The organism is Moraxella sp. K1664 (assembly GCF_039693965.1).
In the GTDB taxonomy this organism is placed as follows: Bacteria; Pseudomonadota; Gammaproteobacteria; order Pseudomonadales; family Moraxellaceae; genus Moraxella.
Map to the genome: position 1 here is coordinate 2,313,362 of NZ_CP155576.1, position 18,646 is coordinate 2,332,007.

The 18,646-nt window shown below is 41.1% G+C and carries 14 protein-coding genes; all 14 read right to left on the reverse strand.

What is annotated here, in order from left to right; translation table 11 throughout:
* Nucleotides 1-22: 22 nt before the first annotated feature.
* A complete protein-coding gene (gene tssA, locus AAHK14_RS11245) occupies nt 23-1,054 on the reverse strand; it encodes a type VI secretion system protein TssA (protein WP_065256167.1) in 1,032 nt (343 codons plus the stop codon).
* 9 nt (nt 1,055-1,063) lie between these two features.
* Entirely contained in the window at nt 1,064-1,579 is a 516-nt protein-coding gene (locus AAHK14_RS11250) for a TagF domain-containing protein (RefSeq protein WP_065256166.1), read from the reverse strand.
* The gene (gene tssM, locus AAHK14_RS11255; protein WP_065256165.1) at nt 1,573-5,142 is read right to left on the reverse strand and encodes a type VI secretion system membrane subunit TssM; all 3,570 of its coding nucleotides are present in this window, start codon (nt 5,140-5,142) and stop codon (nt 1,573-1,575) included. Before tssM ends, AAHK14_RS11250 begins: the two co-directional genes overlap by 7 nt.
* Before the next feature lie 10 nt (nt 5,143-5,152).
* A complete protein-coding gene (gene tssL / locus AAHK14_RS11260) occupies nt 5,153-6,412 on the reverse strand; it encodes a type VI secretion system protein TssL, long form (protein ID WP_065256164.1) in 1,260 nt (419 codons plus the stop codon).
* Between the two features lie 60 nt (nt 6,413-6,472).
* Complete coding sequence (gene tssK / locus AAHK14_RS11265) at nt 6,473-7,807, reverse strand: type VI secretion system baseplate subunit TssK (protein WP_065256163.1); 1,335 nt, start codon at nt 7,805-7,807, stop codon at nt 6,473-6,475.
* A 33-nt stretch (nt 7,808-7,840) separates the two neighbouring features.
* Nucleotides 7,841-8,584 carry a type VI secretion system lipoprotein TssJ gene (gene tssJ, locus AAHK14_RS11270; RefSeq protein WP_065256162.1) on the reverse strand — a complete coding sequence of 248 codons (744 nt, stop codon included), beginning with the start codon at nt 8,582-8,584 and terminating at the stop codon, nt 7,841-7,843.
* Nucleotides 8,571-9,179, reverse strand: coding sequence for a hypothetical protein (locus AAHK14_RS11275; protein ID WP_062498958.1), 609 nt, complete (start codon nt 9,177-9,179; stop codon nt 8,571-8,573). The genes tssJ and AAHK14_RS11275 overlap by 14 nt, the downstream gene beginning before the upstream one ends.
* Nucleotides 9,169-9,597, reverse strand: coding sequence for a hypothetical protein (locus AAHK14_RS11280; protein WP_062498957.1), 429 nt, complete (start codon nt 9,595-9,597; stop codon nt 9,169-9,171). The genes AAHK14_RS11275 and AAHK14_RS11280 overlap by 11 nt, the downstream gene beginning before the upstream one ends.
* A gap of 465 nt (nt 9,598-10,062) precedes the next feature.
* On the reverse strand, nt 10,063-10,362 hold the full coding sequence (locus AAHK14_RS11285) for a hypothetical protein (protein WP_194092553.1): 300 nt from the start codon (nt 10,360-10,362) through the stop codon (nt 10,063-10,065).
* Nucleotides 10,363-10,596: 234 nt separating this feature from the next.
* Nucleotides 10,597-11,304, reverse strand: coding sequence for a hypothetical protein (locus AAHK14_RS11290; RefSeq protein ID WP_065256160.1), 708 nt, complete (start codon nt 11,302-11,304; stop codon nt 10,597-10,599).
* 19 nt (nt 11,305-11,323) lie between these two features.
* Entirely contained in the window at nt 11,324-12,865 is a 1,542-nt protein-coding gene (locus tag AAHK14_RS11295; protein ID WP_065256159.1) for a hypothetical protein, read from the reverse strand.
* Nucleotides 12,866-12,876: 11 nt separating this feature from the next.
* A complete protein-coding gene (tssI, locus tag AAHK14_RS11300) occupies nt 12,877-15,723 on the reverse strand; it encodes a type VI secretion system Vgr family protein (RefSeq protein ID WP_194092552.1) in 2,847 nt (948 codons plus the stop codon).
* A 174-nt stretch (nt 15,724-15,897) separates the two neighbouring features.
* Complete coding sequence (locus AAHK14_RS11305; RefSeq protein WP_194092551.1) at nt 15,898-16,887, reverse strand: T6SS immunity protein Tdi1 domain-containing protein; 990 nt, start codon at nt 16,885-16,887, stop codon at nt 15,898-15,900.
* A complete protein-coding gene (locus AAHK14_RS11310; protein ID WP_065256506.1) occupies nt 16,887-18,638 on the reverse strand; it encodes a polymorphic toxin type 15 domain-containing protein in 1,752 nt (583 codons plus the stop codon). The genes AAHK14_RS11305 and AAHK14_RS11310 overlap by 1 nt, the downstream gene beginning before the upstream one ends.
* Nucleotides 18,639-18,646: the final 8 nt, after the last annotated feature.

Consider the following 18,646-nt stretch of genomic DNA (forward strand, 5'->3'; position numbering starts at 1 on the left):
TCCTATGGGTTTGACTTAGGTTTTAATTAAATTCATCATCATTAGACAAGGGTTGCCCCACCAAATTTTCCAATCTATCTAATGATTCTGGACTGATGTCTTTCATTATTTCATAAAAATTAAGATTCATCAATTTTTGAATGCGTCTGATAAATAATGGCGCAGGATGTGAAGGTTCGTGCTTTTCAAAATACACATGAATCTTTTCAAGCAATAATTGCACATCCTCTCTTGAATTCACAGAATAGCTCGCCCAATTCATCACAGGCATGACAGATTCTGCTGTTTTTATGTCAGTCATCTTGGTTGGTGTGACATCTTGTCGCTCCAAACCAGACTCTCCTGATTGGCTTAGTAAATCCAAAATCTTTTGAATCAACTGCTCGGTAGGCTCAAATTTTAGACCACTTATCTCATATTTTTCAAATAATGCCTTGATTGCCGATATGAGCACGCCTGCCTCTTTTAGCTGGCTTATGGGCGAGTGCCCATCATCAGAGGCAACAGACAAATCAATGACTAGCCTTTGAATGCCTCCAGCATATAGTGACTCATCATAGCTCTCCAAGAAAGCCTCTATCTCTTTTACCGTATGAAACTTTCCTGACAACCCATTTTTGACCAAAGGGGCATTTCTTAGGTCTTTTAAGATACCATCAGGAGCGAAGAACAAAGACAGTGCATTTACCCGAAAATCAGGGTCGTAATCACCATCTTCATCAACAAGCTTTGGAAAGACATCCTCCCAATATTTCTCAAGATTGCCCTTAATGATAAACAACCCTTCTTTTAATCCCATAAGCCCATTTAGTACAATACCACTTTGAGTAAAATAACTCATGACAAGCAAATCTTTACTCTTATGCAGTAAAATCTGATGACAAGACTCATAAATAGCACGCCAGTCCTTGATTCCAGCTTCAACCACCAAATCGCCATATTGTTGCTCTGGCTTGTCTTGTAGTAGGCTCATCAAGTTTAAAAAATCGTCATCATACTCGATATTATGCCCTGCTACCTGCTCATCGTGCAATGGTGCCAAAAAGTCATCCATCCAATCCTCCTAAGAACTCATGATTAATTTACGATAAAGTGTACTATTTAACTGTGTGGAACTCAAACGCTCTGGGGTACAGCAGGCACTCTGCCAGACACCTTCGTTTAATGGCACTTCAGTTCTTTGCAAAAAATCTTCATAGCCATCCAACAGCTCACCATTATTCATATCTGCAAGCAACGAAATGTCGAAACTCGCCTGCCTAATGGCATCTTGACAACCATCCCTAATCAACATTAACGACTGCTTTTCATATTCATGAAACAACACAAAGGCGAACTCCCTGTGTCTGCTGTCATGACTCGCCAAAAAAATACCTGAAATCTGAACTGGTAAGTCATGACCGTCTATCATAAAAAAATACACGCTTGGTCTTTTGTGATTTTGCTTTAAAATCATCTCACCAAGCTGACCGTGCCCTTGAATCATCCAGCTGGTGATGGTCTTAGACCATAATGGTGGGTTATTTGATGTTAGGAACTCAGCATGGTGAGGCAATTTACCATAAAATGACACTAACATACAAACCCCTTTAACTCACCAAGCAAAAAAGGATTTGTGCCAGAGATAGACTTAAACTCAATATGCACTTCATGTTTATCCAATTCAAAGGTTGCAATCACCCCTTTGTTATCTTTGGTATTAATAATCCGACTTGCCTTATCCATCAATCTAAACACAGACCAATCACCTTTTACTTCCAAGCCATGGCTTTGATTGTTAAAATCCATGGCTTTTAGAGTCATGCTTTTTTGCGTTGATGGCCAGGAGAGTTTGATGCTTTTTTGAGGTCCATGATAATAGGTGGTCTGCGTACCATCATAACTTACGGACAGCTCTTTAATGTCTTTATCCATCGCCATGATTTTCATCGTAAAATCCAATGCAGGGTTTTTGGAGCCCGCCAAAAATTTTGTATTAATTTTTTGGGCGTTTTGGTAATGTTTATGCCTATCGGAACCTTCAAGTAGCGACAAAAAAGGGGTGCTTAGTCGCTCATTCACCAAAATATTACTCTGCAATGTCTGCATGAACAAACCCTCTGAGCCAAATACTTTAGCAAATTCTTGAAGCGATACCTCTTGAGAGGCTGATTTGTCAAAAGGATACTTTCCAGCGATTAAGCTTTCACAGCCTTGCCTGACATGAGCATCTTGTTGTTCAGCGATGGACAGCACCGTTTTTTTTTGCTCTTCGATGACGGCTTGTGCTTGCTCGTCTTTATAGGTTTGCTGATAGTCTTTGCTCGTTTGGGATATCTGCCCCACAAATTGGTCTAACATGGGTCTAAACGGGTCAGGCAGACGACTGACCTGAGCCTGATAGTTAATGACCGGTTTGTTATCAGGCATCAGTGCATCATTGTTTTGCATACTCATCTGCAATGCCACCAAATACACATACAGGTCATTGATTGATTTGGCAATTTCATCCAACTGAGATGGCATGCCTTCACTGCTTTGGACTAATACATGAAATTGAGAAAAATGAGTTGCCACATCCTGCAGATAGCCTCTCATCTGAGCAGAAGTTTCGTTGGTCTTGGCGGTCTTTTTGGCCTGCATCACAGCTTCCTTGCCCTGCTTGACTTCCTGACCTGTGTTCGCCGTAGCATCATTGGCAACATCAGGTGTCGGCTTGGTAACCTCCTCCACAAGGTTGGTATTATCATAAATACCACGGATGATACCTGCCAAAGAGGAGTTTTTTTCTGATAATTGCTTTGACATGACGATGGTTTGTTGTAAATTTTTTGGTTCTAACATCCTAATGTCTGCAATGTACTGTTGCCAATAGGTGATATAATCATTGGTGTATTTTTGATAAATATCTGACAACACCTGCTCTTTTGAGGCAAAAAAAGCATTGTTTGGCATGACCCAATTTTCTGTATTATAAAAATTATCTAGGCGAGTATTGACATAAGGCAAAAACAGATTCTGATAGCCATATTTTGTGTACAGTACTGGCATGGGAGAATTCAATGTCTTGCCACTTACCCTGCGAAATAAGCTTTGCGTAGCAGAACCGCCCATGGACACAAAAGATACGGACGGCATGCCTTTGGTGTCAAGAGTTTGGGTATATCCTATCAAATCGGCATAGACCACATTACCAATATCCTGCCCTGCCAACATCTCTCGGGCTTTATTTATCATCGCCAAATCTTGGGGGTCGTTTGGCGTGATTTTTTTGTCAATCAAGATTTGCTTTAACTGCTCAAAGTTATCAGCGTTTGACTCAAATGCTTCATTAGGTAAGTTGGATTGCACCCATCCGGCGATAAATTTGCCATCATAATGCTTATTATCATAAAGCATGAGATAGGCTTTTAGATTTTGATATAGTCCCGCCAAAGAGCCTTGGGCGGTGTTATTTTTGAGCTTATCTTTGATGGTGGTGGAGATGAGTTCGTTCAAACTCTCCTCAACAAGCGAACGATATTTTTGTTGTGAGGTGGCATAAATCCTGTCATAATCATTTAGACCAACATCGCCCAAAAAACTTTTTTGGGTTAGCTCTGCTGATATGTCACGATTGGGGATAACCCTAACTTTGTTGGCAAAATCAAGTACTGCCAAGGCATTACCACCATCCACCGAGCTTGACATGGCATGAGCCTCTTGGGTGTTTTTCTCCACCTTATCAAGATACGCTGAGTTCTTGAAGAAAGCCTTGATAAAAATCACCGCACACGCAATGGTTAATGCCGACAATAACAAGCACAACCCCCAATAAACCATTCTTTGCTTCTTGAGCCAAGAAGCATCCGTCCCTGCCAAATTGGACGCCTCCATCAAAACAAAATGGTAAAAATGATTAATAAAATAAGGCTTCGAACCAAACATTAAGCCGTTATTGTCTTGGATGTATTTGGATTGCAGTTGGTATTTGGGATTGGCATGAGCCATTTCCCCCATTTCCTGCTGAGCAGAACTGGTAAAATAAACCCCGCCCAAATGAAGCATGGCATCATATTTTGACAGATTTAGGAGTTTTTTGAGATAGCTTTTTAGGTGTGTGGTAAAGTCAGCAAATTCTGAGGCAAAAGACAATGCTAAATCCGATGGTTCATTCTGCTGATTGTTATATGCCACACTGTTAAATATATTTAACTCAATGGATTCTGCGATGTCGTCTAATTTTTTGGTGATGATATTTATCTTTTCTGCCGAATTATCGGACAAAACATCCAAAGTAATACCAAATACCTTATTTCTATCCTCTTCGGTAAGATAATTAAAATACTGCCCAAAACCAGTGATGAGGTCAATTTTATTAATGACCACATAAAATGGGAAGCTGATGTTAAATGTGTTTTGCACCTCTTGCAATCTAATTCTAAATTCGGACAGCTGGCTTTCTAGATACTGTTCATCATTTTTCATGATGTCGTCCGCCCCAATCATCAACACCAGTCCATTGATGGGCTGTTTGGTACGGCACCGCTTTAATAGATGGAGCAACTCCTGCCAGTCACCACTGTTTTTTGACTGATTGTCCTGCTCAACGAATCTACCTGCTGTATCAATCAGTACCGCATCATCCGTCAAAAACCAGTCACAATCTTGTGTGCCTGCCAACCTAGAAGTATTCTCCACAGTGCCAATGGGGAATTTCAACCCCGAATTTAGAATGGAGGTGGTCTTTCCAACGCCTGAAGCACCCACCAACAAAAACCAAGGTTTTTGATAGATATAACCTTTTTTATCCGTAAATAGTCTTTGTACAAGGTTTTTATTTTGTGTATCATTATGTTTTTGCAAAATCAAATCCACCGAATTGAACTGTTCGGTGATTTTGTTTTTATTGACTGCTTTATCATCAGAGGATAGGTCGCTAGCTTTTAGCTCTTCCATGACGTGTTTGTTAAGCTGTCTTTGTTTATACCATTTATAGGCATTTACCCCGATTACCACCAGCACAATAAGGCAACTTAACAAGACTTTTACCCAAGTTGGCTCCAAAGGCTTCCATGTACCTATCTGAAGATAAGCACCCCCAAACCAAATCATAGAGATTAGAGATACCGCCCCAAATCCACCCCATAGCATCCCAACATTTATCATCGATAAAAAGTTCATTATCACCCCATTATTGTATTGTGTTAATTTGCGTGCCTTCGGTATCTTTTAGCAATGGCGAACCTTCATCCAAATACACAATGATTTCTACTCTGCGATTTTTCGCTCTGTTTAATTCAGAATCATTAGGCAGTACAGGATTTTGGTCGCCTTTACCCTCAGAACGCACTCGAGAAGCATCTTCAATATATCTGAGCAAAATCTGCTTAACTGCATCCGCCCTTCCTTGTGATAGGTGCCAGTTAGAGGGGTAAGCCGAACTACTGATTGGTCTATCGTCAGTATAGCCTGAAACAATAATCTGACCATGGACGATATTTAGGGCTTGGCTCACACTTGCCAATACAGGGAAAAATCTATCTTCTATCTTGTCTGAGCCTGAGGCAAACAGCTCATCACCCAAGATGGTAATCTTGCTTGCTGTTGGTGTCTCACTGACCTCAATAAGCCCGCTTTCAATCTCATTTTTGAGTAGTGGTGTCAGCCTTCTTGGTTGTGTGCTTGCAACGGGCGTTTCTTGCTTGACGGGAATGGTCAGTGCTTGTATGGATTGATTGATGCTGTCTGTTCTGTTTGTAAGCTGATAATCAAAGATTTTATAAAGCCCCAATAACAGCAAACCAAAAGCCAGTGCCATCACCCAAATAGGCACCACCTTATTTCTAATACCGCTTAGCTCGCCTGCTGATGGCCTATCCATGAGCAATGGCGATGAGGGCAATGGCTTGTATTTGGCGATGAGTTTTTCTAGCTCTTTTTTGAGGTTATGAATGCTGACCTGTCCATTATTGAGTACTTGATATTTACCCATATACCCAATAACCAAACAATAGTACATAAACTCAATTAAGTTAAGATTCTTTTGGGGCTCTGCCTTGATTTTATCCAACATGGCAAAAAACTGCTCGCCACCCCACGTCTCACTATGAAACGTGACCAATAGACTGTTTGCCATCCACTCTTGATCCGCCCAACCATGCTTGGCGGCAAATTCATCAAGCAGCGTGCATAAACAATATCTGGCAGCACGAACCGTCTCATAACGCACACCCATGCCCTCAGACTGCTCTTCAAAAGCCTCAATCTGTGCTTTTAGATGTTTTAATACTTCTGCACTCCCTAGATTGCTATAGTAGTACTTCATCTGAGAGGCTATCGCAAACAAGGGGATGGCTGATTTTACCAAAGGATTGCTGTCATCAGCACTGATAGAGGCACTCTGCTGACTGGATAATCCTGTCTCAATTTCTTCAAATCTGACCGCTTGCATGATTTGTCCTGTTTAAATACATTATTATCACAACTTAACTAACTTATCATGTCTGTTTAATCAATAAACAGGTTTGATTGCCCAAAATTCAATTTGCAACTCTGGAAATTCACCCGCCAGATGTAGTGCCATGCCTGATGATTGGTGCAAATCCGCCCACAACTCAGAAGTCTTATCAAGCTCAAAGTAGCTAAACCCTGCATAATATGGGAGCTCTCTGGGTGCTGTTGCCAATGCATTAACCTTGACCCCAGGCAGATGATAAGCCACCAAATCTTTTATTTTTTCAACAGAGCCGATCTTGATGGTCGCTGGCAGCGTCTGTCTTAATGCCTCCGGCTGGATATTGGCATTCACCGCCAATACAAAACGGCAATTATTAAGCAGTGACTTATCGGGTGTAATAGCAACTCGGGTCGTCTCATCAGTCATCTCAAACGGAATGAGAATGGCTTTTTGTTCTAGCACAATCGACAGAGCCTGTTTTAGCAACGCCATGAGTTCAGCATAACATTCTTTGAGATTGTCATGGTGGTAACTCGGCAATGCCAAGTTCATTTTGGTTGGCTCGAACGTGCTTAGGTCACCATAGAGTTTTAACCAACTTTCATATAATTCACAAGGATGTATCACAGGCAATGTGGCGGTATGGTGCATATAAGCCTGATAGCGATTGAGGGTCTGTAAAAACAGGAAGTCTCTAACATCATTACTTGTCATTAGAGATGGGTTGATCAAAACCCCGGTCAAGGATTGAATACGCTGTTTTAATATGCCATGCAACTCTTGATGATGGTTGGCTAGAATCTCATTTTTGTTCACGTTCAAAAATGGCGGAATGAATGTCTTGTCTAGAAAATACTCGCCGTTAGCGTTGCTTGATAAAATCTTGGCAACAGGCAGGTGAATCATGCCATCGCCAAGCTGGCTTGATAACACCAAACGCAAGTTTTTATTGGCAACGACGACCTGTCTTTTGGCAGAATTTAATTCGGTGACATCTGACAGTTCAATACCGTGCAGGATATACTGAGCATTTATACCATCAGCATCATCAATCATGGCATAGTTTTGCTGGTATACAGACTCATTTGACCATGCCAAATACACGGTTTCGGATTCTATGTTTGGCGGAATTTCTATCTTTAATCTTGGACAGCTTTGAGAAGTCTCTTCAAAATACAAGCCATTTTTAAAAAAACCGCTGACCTGTGCCACTTCCAAAATACCCATTTCCTTGGCGGATTCATTAAAATCCAAGTTTTTAAAACCCCAATGATGGTTTTTATTGAGTGCAAAATTATTAATCAGTGTCTCAAAATAACGCTCTTGCTGTTGAAAATGCTGAGGTGAGATTAACGTACCCTCTCCCCAAACAACCTTAAAATCAATCATACGCTCACCTCTTGTAGAAATATCAAAATCACATCAATCCGCCATCAATACTTTATCCGTAGCAGTTTTACCATCCCCCAAGACATCAACCACATCCAGCTTTGGCTTGGGTGATGAAAAATAACCCTTTGACATGTCAGCAGGTGCGGATTCTTCAAGTGCTTTTTCAAGTTTTTTTAATGCTTTGTCTTGCTCACGCTTGGTGAGTTTTTTAAAATCCTCCATGCTCTTGCCCTGCTCTTTGAGTTTAAAGGCAAGCATTTTGCTTAAAGCTTCTTGTTTGGATAACTGAACCACGCCCTGTGGCTGAACATGCAAGTATAAAAAATGATTGTCCCTGACTTGATACCAGCGTTTATCCTGCTTTTGCAGGGATTGCTTCCAATCATTTGACTCATCACGATAAGCTGTCGCCACTCCTAGGTATTTGGTTTTGTCATTTAGGGGAAGCTTGAATTCTAAAAGCTCATCAGGTCTTAGGGTGACATCAGTCTGTTCAAGCATGCTTCCACCCAAAAGCTCGCCATAGGATTTGTCATCACTCATCATATGTGGCAGTTGTCTAAACTGTATCTCAGAACTTAGCTGTAATAATGTCAGACGAACAGGTGAAGCAACACCCAATATATCCTCGTTGATGTCGGCGTCAGACATCAAAATCACGTCAATCTCAGAGGGTGCTTTGTCATCACTTGACGGCAAAGAAGCACAGCCATACAGAGCCATCATGGGTAGCAAGATAGCCCACAGACCTTTTGTGCGTTTAATAATATTCATCATCATCCTTATCTGGATTATCAGGCTTGGCATGTTGGTCTAAGATGTTTTTGGTGGTTTCTTTGAGTTTTGTTAAAAATAACTGCTCTTGAAGTTCTTTTTTATGCTCATAAGAGAGGCTTGACTGAATGTACTGTGACAAATAAACCGTCATGTCATCAGAGGGCTTATCTACGTCGCCTCGGGTGCGGCTGTCTTTGTACATCTGTCTAAGCTGTGCCACATCATACAAATCCATGTAAATGGTGGCGATTTTTTCATTCAACCAAGAGTCAAACTCAGATGAAGATACCGACTCTGCCATGCTCTGTTTTAGCATGGATGAAGTCGCTTTGTCCTCATGGTACTGTTTGATAAGTTCTTTTTGCTTATGGGTTTTGATAAGCTCAGCAAGCGCTTCATTGACCAGAGTCTCGGTATCGCCTTTTAGAAGACCTGGGATTTGATGGGACTGAGCCACTTGATGGGCAATAAAGTATTCATCATCTAGGTCAGCCACTGCGATGGTCGATGTCGTCAGCAGTCCTAGCAACATCATCTTTGGCAGTAAAACCCAACTGCGTGTAAAGCTTTGGGACATTAACTTATTTTTCATCTGCCTTGTCATTCTCATGGTTGGTCTGGTTCGTCTGACCTTCTGATGTCTCATCATCCACTGCTGTCTTATCGGGTGAATCATCAGGATAAACCAAAGCAGAACGATGCTCCATGCCAAAATTTCTATCCAAAAAAAACTCATGCATTGACTGTTTGAGTTCTAATAATTTTTTTGCCAGCAGTTCATTGTTGTGACTGTCTGTGGTTGGTGGGGTCTGAGCCATTTGTAACTGTGTCAGTGAATGCTCATGCTCCTTTTGCAAAATCAAATACGCCTTGATAATCTCATCCTCAACCTGTCTCTCCTCTGCGGTGAGCTCTCTATCTGCCTCTGCTAAGCTCTCAAAAATGGCTTGGCGAGCATACTGCCTTGCCTTATCTTCTGATGCCCCAGTGTTGGCGTGTGCGGTCGTCATACATAGCACACAACCCAATATTCCTAATATATTTTTGCGTTTAACCATACTTCACCAATCATCAACGTTGCTATGCTCATAATAAATCAAACAAAAGAAGCCACCCGACCACATCAAATAGATGTCTAAATCACCCTATAAAATCATACATCATTTAGAACAAAATAACAACAATTACTATTAAAATTTATACAGCCACACTTGGGTTAAAACGTTCGCCCCAATCCTCCTTTTTTGACTGTACGAGCGTGAGTGTAGGGGGTTTGTATAACCCCTACATGATGGCAACATCATACCACAATTATACACAAGGACGTTTACGACCACGGCTGTCTTTGCAGGTGGGCATGATAGATTCATGGCGTTTCCAGTATTCTAAATCTTTAACAGGAATGGTAGGAACACCATTTTTACAAATAAAGTCATTTAAAGCTAAGGGTAATTGGTGTTTGGTTGTAAAGGCATTTAATTTGCCCCACTACGGATTTCACGACCTTGGCAGTCTTTGGGAAGTTTGGGGGCGTCGCCATCGCAGATAAAGTTACCACCGATTTCACGGGGGAGACCGTGTTTTTCTGGATAGCTATTTCCTTCATGAGCATGTATAAATCCTTTTTGACAATCAAACCTCGCCTCACCTCGAGCATTTTTAAATCTCTTTGATTTACCATTTGCCCCTGCTTCTTGACCATAGCCTCTTAGACCTTTAAATGGGTCGCAGGCGGTTAGGGTAAATGATGATAAAAGGATTAGACTTCTTTCCAAACCCCGATTTTTGTGGATTTTTAAAAACCTCAACCCCAATACTTATAAGGGTTTATTTTTAGTTTGGAAAGAGATTTAATATTTATTCATCATAAATTTTCCACTAATGTCCAAGCAATCTCCATTGCCTCGACTGTACGCCAGTTGGCATCTGTGTGAATAAAGACATCAAGGGTTTTTGTCCATCTCTAAAAAAATAGACGGTTAGGTGTGCAGATGGTAGCAACTCAATCATCAAGTAACCGAAAAACTAGTTAGCCTATTTTCCTGACATTTAGGATTTTTAGTATCAACAGAATAAATGCCCATTAATTCAAATAATCTGCCTTGATGCTCCACATTAGCTACAACAATATCTTGTGCCAAAAATTCTTTTTTATCAAGTTTCTCTTGATATATACTTTCTAACTCTGATAGAATCTGCTCAGATTTGAACGGATCATCAATAACAATGCTTAACAAAGTGATAAGCTCTTTCTTTTCTTGTTCGAATAATATAGTTTTATTGTCCGATATTGTATGATTGGCAAAATCATAATCAATATAATTCATTGAAAAATTATTATTTCTACCGCTACCCAATCCAATACTTCCACTTATTGACATCCTTATGAAATTTGTATTTTCTTTGGACTGATAGTATAAATAGCCGAATCCATCGAATGTTACCCTATTGTTATTTATTTCATCATCCTCAAACAGAGTATTAAAATGGTACTTTTCCATTCTTTCTCTCAATAAGTTTCCTGAAATAATACCATCTTTTGCTTTTTCTCTCATCTTATCCGTAAGTGTAATGGGTATAGGCACTTTTACACTAGTAGATATTTCTTTATCCGTACAGATATTTTGATTTGTCACATTTGGAAAATTGTTTATTTCTTTGCAAGAAATAATTATCAAGCTTAGTATTAGTAAAAAAATTTTTGTGCATTTAACCATTTTTCTCTCCTTACGCTAATCACTTATAAGAAATACTACTATCTTTTCTTAAAATTTCCCATTGCCATTTAAATAATGACCACATATACTTCGCAAACTTATTGCTTTCTCCACGTTCGCCTTTTGGCACAGGCACATACGAATAATCCATCAAATTATCTGTATAACCCTGATAAAAAGTGTGGTTACTGTTGGGTGGTGTTTCAAAGGTGTGTGGCAAGCTAAGGCTGTGCCCAATCTCATGAGCAAAGGTAGATAAATCAGTATTGCCTTGATTAAAGAGTACAACTGCATTCCCCCAAATAATTGGGCAATCTGCCACCAAACAAGCCAAAGATTCAAACATTCCACGTTCTCTAGTTGCCGCACTACCTAGTGTGGTATAAGTAATTGAGGTAGCTGGATCTGTATTTTGAACCAAATAATCTGTGAAAATAACAAAAGTGATTTTGCTATTTGGATTTTCAATGCCACCTTTGGGTACATACTTTTGACTAAACTCTTCATAAAGGGCGATAATGTCTTTTTTAAGCTCGCCACCTTTGGATCGGGGAACTGTCTGTCCAATGGGGTATTTGGTAATGAATACTTTTATTTTTCCCAACTTTCTTCTTTCTTCAGAAGTAATGGTGCCTTTGACAACTTTTGCGTTATACTCATTTAGATAATCTACAAGATTAAAGAATGAAATGCCTTTTATTTCTGCTCTAACCAAAGCTTGATTAAAAGAGCGTTTTTTTAAATAATCCTGATAGGCTGGCGGTGTTGGCACTTCTCTAACGCCTGCTCGTGTAGAAAAATGAACAATGCGTATGTCTGCTTTTGGTATGATAGCATTGGGGTAGACCATTAAAAGACCAACCGTCTTTTTAAGGTTGTTTTTGCGAGCAATAACTTTAATGTAAGCAGGTTCTGAATAAACATCGGTTGCTGTTATTGTTATGGCAGTCTTAGTTAAGTGGCGGTAAAAGCTCTTTGATGAGACACCCTGATGACTAGAGCTTAGGTTTTTTTTGGTGGGCGACTTCTCAATCAATTTAGCTAAGTTAATTTTTTCTGGACTAATTTTTAAGCCTGTGCTACACTCAAATATCAACTCCGTACCATCATCCGTCAAGACTTTAGCTGAATCCTTATCATCTTGGTCTATTTGCAAATATAATTTTACCCCATCTGTGTTTATTTTAGAAGAAGCGTTATTGTGTTTAGTGTGCTTGGTACTGGGAAAAATAGCTAGCCATGCAGGGATATAAGGCTCTGCATTCAAGGTTTTGATCTCGTTAATGTGGCTAATTTTTTGACCTTTGAAATGTGTATACTCTTTGATTAAATTTTGAATATTACCCTTGTATAAGGCTTTTTTGGCTTTGGCAACCCTAACCCTAATCTCGTCATACACATACTCATCTCTTAACCAATCAAAACCAAAGCTGCCACTATAACCAGCTTTTTCAGGACGTCTAAAATGAACATAAAAATGTCTAAGGGAGGTTATTTTTTGTCTCACTGTGCGGTCGCCAGAATTGGTAGTAGTGCCAGTTGTTGTACTGCGATTTGTCATTTTGCCTCCCATTAGATATGTAAATAAACTTCAATTTGATTAGGTTTATCGGAATAAAAATACTCTGTAAATCCCTCATTATCTGTGACACCAATCAAGGTTTCTCCAGTATCCTTATTGATCGCCTCATATTCGGTATTGGGATAGGGTATGCCATCATCATCAGTAAAGTGAAATCTTAAACTGTAAGATTTCGGCAACCTCACCACCTCATACCCCACATACTCACCCCCCTCCATCACCTTCTCATTACTCTTGACTCTAAACACCCCAGGTGTTGTGATAAACACGCCTTGTTCGTTCATTTTAAACTCAGAACCACAGATGTTGATGGATAATTGAGTGGGGCTTGTGATTTGGATTTTACCTTCTGTTGAGATAATCTCTATGTTGTCTTTGGCGATGTGTTTGATGTTGCCTTGTTGAGCTTGTAGTTCTATGTCGTCTTTGGCGGTGTAGTGTTTAATGCCTCCGGTTTGGACAAAGACTCTGATGCCGTTTTGGACGGTTAGGTTGTATTTTGAGGTGGTGGCAAGGCTTAGGTCTTTGTTTGTGGTGATGGCAAGGTTGTTGTCAGTGGTGATGTGAATGTTTTGTTTGGCAGTTAAGGTCATGCCCGCCAGTGAGGCAAGGGCAATATGTGGGTTTGACAGCTCTGGATGATTTAGGGTGTCATCTGAGTCGTCATCGTGGTGATTGGCATGGTCTACGCCCTCCCCTGTCATGCTTGTGTTAAGCTCATCTAAGGTGGGCATGAGCGTGTCATCCAAGGCTCGCTCTTCGCATTGTGCTTGGATGCTACTTTGTATGAGTGATGAGTGGGTGCTTGTGGCGTTCTGTAGTTGAGCTGTGGTCTCTTTGATGTCTTTGATGTGACTTGTGGCATGTGGCCTCCCATGCGTGGTAATCACCATGCCTTTATCTGCTCTTATCACCCCATGCCCATCAGTTCTTACCTCAAAGCCCTCGCCTCGGTATTCACCTCGTCCTTTGGGGGTAGTCAGGCGTCTGATGTGTCCTAGGTTAATCTCGGTGTGTAGGTGGTCGGATTTTAATTGGGTTTGGAGTTTACCTGTGGTGTCATCCATGATGAGTTGGTTGGATTTATCTCCGCCATACTCTTTGGAGCGGATGCCAGAGAGGACTTTTTCATGAGGCAGGGTGTATAGAGGCATGTTGTTTGGATTGGTCAAGGAGCCTGCCACATAGGGCATGTCAGGATTGCCTCCAAAGAAGTCAATGATGACCTCTTGGCCTGCTCTGGGTAGTGCAATGTACCCAAAGTGATCTCCTGCCCAGGTACTGGCAACACGAAGATAGCAGGTGTTTATCTGACTTAGGTTGTCTTGGTTATCATCAGTGCGATTGTCTACAAGGTGTCTTTGGGTGAGTGTGGGTTTATCCCAGTGGAACTTGACTTTGATGCGACCGTATTGGTCGGTGTGTATCTCTTCACCTTCTGGGGCGACAACAGTGGCGGTTTGGGTACGGGCAATGGGTCTTGGGCAGGGGGTTGTGGGTACAAGCGGATGTGTGGCAGGGTATGCGGTGAAGCTTGTATCGGCGGTGTAGTACTGATGGGTGTTGTTGTCTTCATCGATGGGCTTGATGCTCATCTGTAAGGCGTAGACAACCCAGTCGGTATTCATGCTTTGATTGGGATGACCTGTTAGGGTAAATAGGTGAGCGATTTGTATGCCCTTTAGTCTGCCATGTGCTGTGGCACTTAGGCTTTGATGTTGATAAGAGGCGGTGAGCTGTTCGTTTCGTGTGACTATCTCGTCATTGCCTGCTCGTCTGCCTTGATGCCACTCATAGCGTTGTAGATGATGGATGAGTGCCTGATGTGGTTTGTGTGTGTCAGTTTGTGCCTCTTTGATGGTATCATGAGCCATTAGGGGCTCACCTGGGGTTTTAAACTGATAATCAGATAAGAGACTTTGGGCACAGGTCAGTATGCTTTTGGGGGTAAAGTGCTCTAGGTATTCAGCATACTCTGGCATGCGCTGATTGGGCGGGTAGAGTGTTAGGGTGTCATAAAAGGGATTGGCATGTCTTTTTAGATGACTGACATGGTCGGTGATGATTAGGGTGTGGTTGTCTTTGGTGTGTTCAAAGTAAAAGCTGATGCCATGCTCACTCATGAGGCGAGTGATGAATGCGTGGTCTGATTCGTCATATTGGGTTTGGTAGTCTTGTACAGGATAGTCATGGGTGAGTTCAAACTGCCAAGGATAGGGGTAGCAGGATAATACCTCTTCGATGATTTGTGGGATGGATTTGTGTTGGTGGATGTGGTAGTTATTTGTTTTGGTGAGTAGGTAAGTCCATGGAGATAAGGTGAGTTCATAGACGGCATGCCTGTGATGGGTGGTGAGTTTGGCACAGCCGGTGATGATGCCATGTCTTATGACTTGTCCTGTGATGGTTCTATCATCGATGGGGTGTTTGTCATTTAAGTCAAGGGATATGCCTAAGGGGGTACCGATGAGGGCGGTTAGGTCTAAGTGAGAGGCGACGCTTTGGTAGGAGATGGTGCCTTGGTGGGAAGGCATGTGGGGTGTGTGGGAGACATGAGAAGAATGGAGAGAAGAGAGAGAATGGGAAGAAGAGAGAGAAGTGTCATTGTCTTTGGGGTGGATGATACTGCCATGATAAGCTTCAAAACTGACATAACCTTCTAGTCCCTCTATGCCATGGGCAGGGTTGCCATGTTCGTCTTTGGCTTTGACGATGAGTTTGTATTCAAACAGTCCGTTGATGCTCTCTACCCCCTGTAAGCTGTCGAACCATAGATAAGGGGTGCCAGATACACTTTTGGGCAGATAAAGAGAGTGTAGATGAGCACGATGGTTCATGGGGATGTCCTTATTGAAAGATTGAATGATTGAATGGTTAGGTGGGGTTAATGAGAATGATTTAGGAGTGATTGGATTGTAGCATGGGAGGTGGGAGGGGGTCAAGGGGGGGGTAGAGAATTAAAAGAAAAACACAGCTAGGGCGAGCTGTGTTTTTTAGGAAGTGTGTTTAAATTATTTTTTTGCATTGGCGAGGATTTCTTCTGGGATGAGACTGATGCCATGCTCTGTGAGTTTGTACCAAACATAAGCCTGTGATTTAGATAAGTGGCTTGGGGTTGGGTAAATGGGTGATACATCACCGATGTTTAAGTAGATGACTTTTTTAGTCATGCGGTCTTGGTAATAACCTGATACAGTAGCAGGTTGTCCTTCTTGGATGATGCAGGTTTCATCGTATTTGGGTGGGGTGGTTGGTGGGCTATTTTGACTGGCAACAAAGGCGGCAGCACTCTCTGGGGTGATACCTAGATTATCCACCACTCTATTAATGTCCATCATAATCTCAAAGGGTTCTAACTGCGTGATAAAGTTAATGTGTTCAAAGATATTAACCTTTTGTACATTTTGCAGAAGTTGCTTACCGCCCAAGGCAATGGCTGGCACAAAGGTATATATCTCATCTTCTTTGAGTTTGCCATAACTGGCAAGACAGCGGTTAAAGAGGGGGGTGTGGTGGATGTCGGTTAAATCATAGGATTTTTCGCCTTTGTATTCAACGACACCAGCAGCCACAGTTAAGCCAATGGCGTGCTGTCTTTGCGTTAGTTGGCGATTGTCTAGGATTCTTGGAAAAATCTGCATATCATCAATATAAATGGTTAGACTGGATTTGGTCTGCCGACCCATCACTTTTAAAGTCCCAAACGCCGTTCTACCCAGCACATACCAATCATCGTGGGCATAAAACGGCGTGGGTTTTAAAATCTCATCAAGCAGGTCAGCATAATCATCAGGATTTACCAGCCAAAATCCCCCATCATCAAAACAAGCAAAGCCGATTTGCTCCCAAAGATACCACAACGGTCTTGGGAAAAAATCACCATAGGTCTTGATAAAGGCTTGGGTGGGTTTGGCACCTGTTTCTATTTTGATGTTTTTAAATTCCCAATATTCTATTGATTCATCAATTTCTTGTTGTGCGTCTGGTTCTAACTCTTGCATTATTTGCACCTCTCTAACTTAACATTCATACGAGTGTTGGCTCGCTCACTTTCGGGAATTGATTTGATGGCTTCATCAATAGCACCCACTCGGGTACGCCCTTTGTCCGATGGGTCTATTGTAGCATCATCAGGCACATTTTTCCACTGACTGCCGATGGAAGAATTGACATTTTTAAGTCCCATATCCATTGGTACTTTGCTGTTAAGGTTGCCATCAATCAGTTGGTCTGGGTTATGTAAGGCAGCCAAAGTTGCCATCACATTGTCGGTGGTGGTATTTGCTTTTTGTTCAGCCTCTACTTGTGACATACCGTTTTCTTTATATTCATTTGTGTAACGCTCCAATAAATCCGCCCTAAATTTATCCCTTGTCTCTATTTGGTCTTTGCCATCGCCTCGCCCACTGCCTTGAGAGGCTTTTCTTGCTTGAAATGCCTTTCTTCCTGCCTCATACTCTGCCACCGTCAAACTGTTAATGCCAGCCTCTTGCATTTGCAATTGTCTGTCAGTTTCTCGGTTCAGATAGTCGTCTGCCGATGTACTGTTACCAAAACCAGCAGGGTAATCATTTTTAATATTTTCATCGGCTCGTTTTTTGGCTTTATCAGTATTGACACGATTAAAACACGCCACCCGCTTTTGGGGCATTTGTTTGAAAACAGCTTTTTGGCTTTTTTGAATAAGGGTGGATTGTGTAGGAGCATTTAGATTTCCTCCGCCCCCAATATGAATATTTTGCGTAACCTTACCCCCATTTGCCACCATTGCCATTGCATAAGGCGTGGATAATAATCCATCCACTTTTTCTGTAATTTCTTTAGCAATTTGATCAATATAATCATTGATTTGACTGGCAATTTCATCAACTCTTTTAAATAATGCATCAAGCCCAGTATCCAATGATTTTAAACTGGGTCTGTCTTTAAAATTAACGCTATTAGCACTACCAAATGTTTTAAATTTATACGATAATTCTGATAGATATTTTTGAATGCTAGTTTTTGCTCTATCCGCCAGTTCTTGCCAAGGTTTGGTTTGCAACCAACGAATTGGATTATCCTTCCAAGGAATTTGATTGCCTGCCCCTATTTTTCTAAGATAGGTTTCACAGGTTTCCATAATCTCAGCTAAAGCTTTTATGTCAGCAAAGTCTTTATGTCTAATCACCTTAATTAAAGTCTTGACAACAGAACCTACCGTTGGTATTAAACCAAAAGCAGTCAATGCCAGATTGATCCAGTTCTCTTTGTTTTCTCTCTCAATCTCATTTGTCAATGTAAGAACATTTGCCACCAAATCTCTAACATCTGACACTTGATCCGCCACAGGAATGATACTTATCAAACCTGCAACAATAGTTTGGCTAAGTGTTGGCTCTTTATTAAAATCCCCAATAATGGCACCCCAAGCCCAAGACACCCATTGCTGTATTTTATCCCATACACCATAATCATCATTAACAATCGCCACCAAATCAGCAGAAACCTCTAAAAGTGAGCGTTTTAATTCTTGGGCAACATTCTCCCAATCATTAGGATGATTAACAATCCTAATGATACCATTTTTTAATTCGCCAGCCCCAAATGCTGGTGAAAGTTCAACATAATTGCTTTTAAGTTCAGGTAAATATTTTTCCAATAGTTCTACTGATTGACCAAACTCATACTTAATATAATCAGAACGATTATTGATATTTGTCCAAAAATTTCGGTTAGCCAACTCTCTGTCATTATCTTGAATATCACTCATCTTATTTA

Coding starts and splice junctions, on each gene's coding strand:
- tssA (WP_065256167.1), bottom strand. CDS start 1,054: ATGGATGACTTTTTGGCACCATTGCACGATGAGCAGGTAGCAGGGCAT.
- AAHK14_RS11250 (WP_065256166.1), bottom strand. CDS start 1,579: ATGTTAGTGTCATTTTATGGTAAATTGCCTCACCATGCTGAGTTCCTA.
- tssM (WP_065256165.1), bottom strand. CDS start 5,142: ATGAACTTTTTATCGATGATAAATGTTGGGATGCTATGGGGTGGATTT.
- tssL (WP_065256164.1), bottom strand. CDS start 6,412: ATGCAAGCGGTCAGATTTGAAGAAATTGAGACAGGATTATCCAGTCAG.
- tssK (WP_065256163.1), bottom strand. CDS start 7,807: ATGATTGATTTTAAGGTTGTTTGGGGAGAGGGTACGTTAATCTCACCT.
- tssJ (WP_065256162.1), bottom strand. CDS start 8,584: ATGAATATTATTAAACGCACAAAAGGTCTGTGGGCTATCTTGCTACCC.
- AAHK14_RS11275 (WP_062498958.1), bottom strand. CDS start 9,179: ATGAAAAATAAGTTAATGTCCCAAAGCTTTACACGCAGTTGGGTTTTA.
- AAHK14_RS11280 (WP_062498957.1), bottom strand. CDS start 9,597: ATGACGACCGCACACGCCAACACTGGGGCATCAGAAGATAAGGCAAGG.
- AAHK14_RS11290 (WP_065256160.1), bottom strand. CDS start 11,304: ATGGTTAAATGCACAAAAATTTTTTTACTAATACTAAGCTTGATAATT.
- AAHK14_RS11295 (WP_065256159.1), bottom strand. CDS start 12,865: ATGACAAATCGCAGTACAACAACTGGCACTACTACCAATTCTGGCGAC.
- tssI (WP_194092552.1), bottom strand. CDS start 15,723: ATGAACCATCGTGCTCATCTACACTCTCTTTATCTGCCCAAAAGTGTA.
- AAHK14_RS11305 (WP_194092551.1), bottom strand. CDS start 16,887: ATGCAAGAGTTAGAACCAGACGCACAACAAGAAATTGATGAATCAATA.
- AAHK14_RS11310 (WP_065256506.1), bottom strand. CDS start 18,638: ATGAGTGATATTCAAGATAATGACAGAGAGTTGGCTAACCGAAATTTT.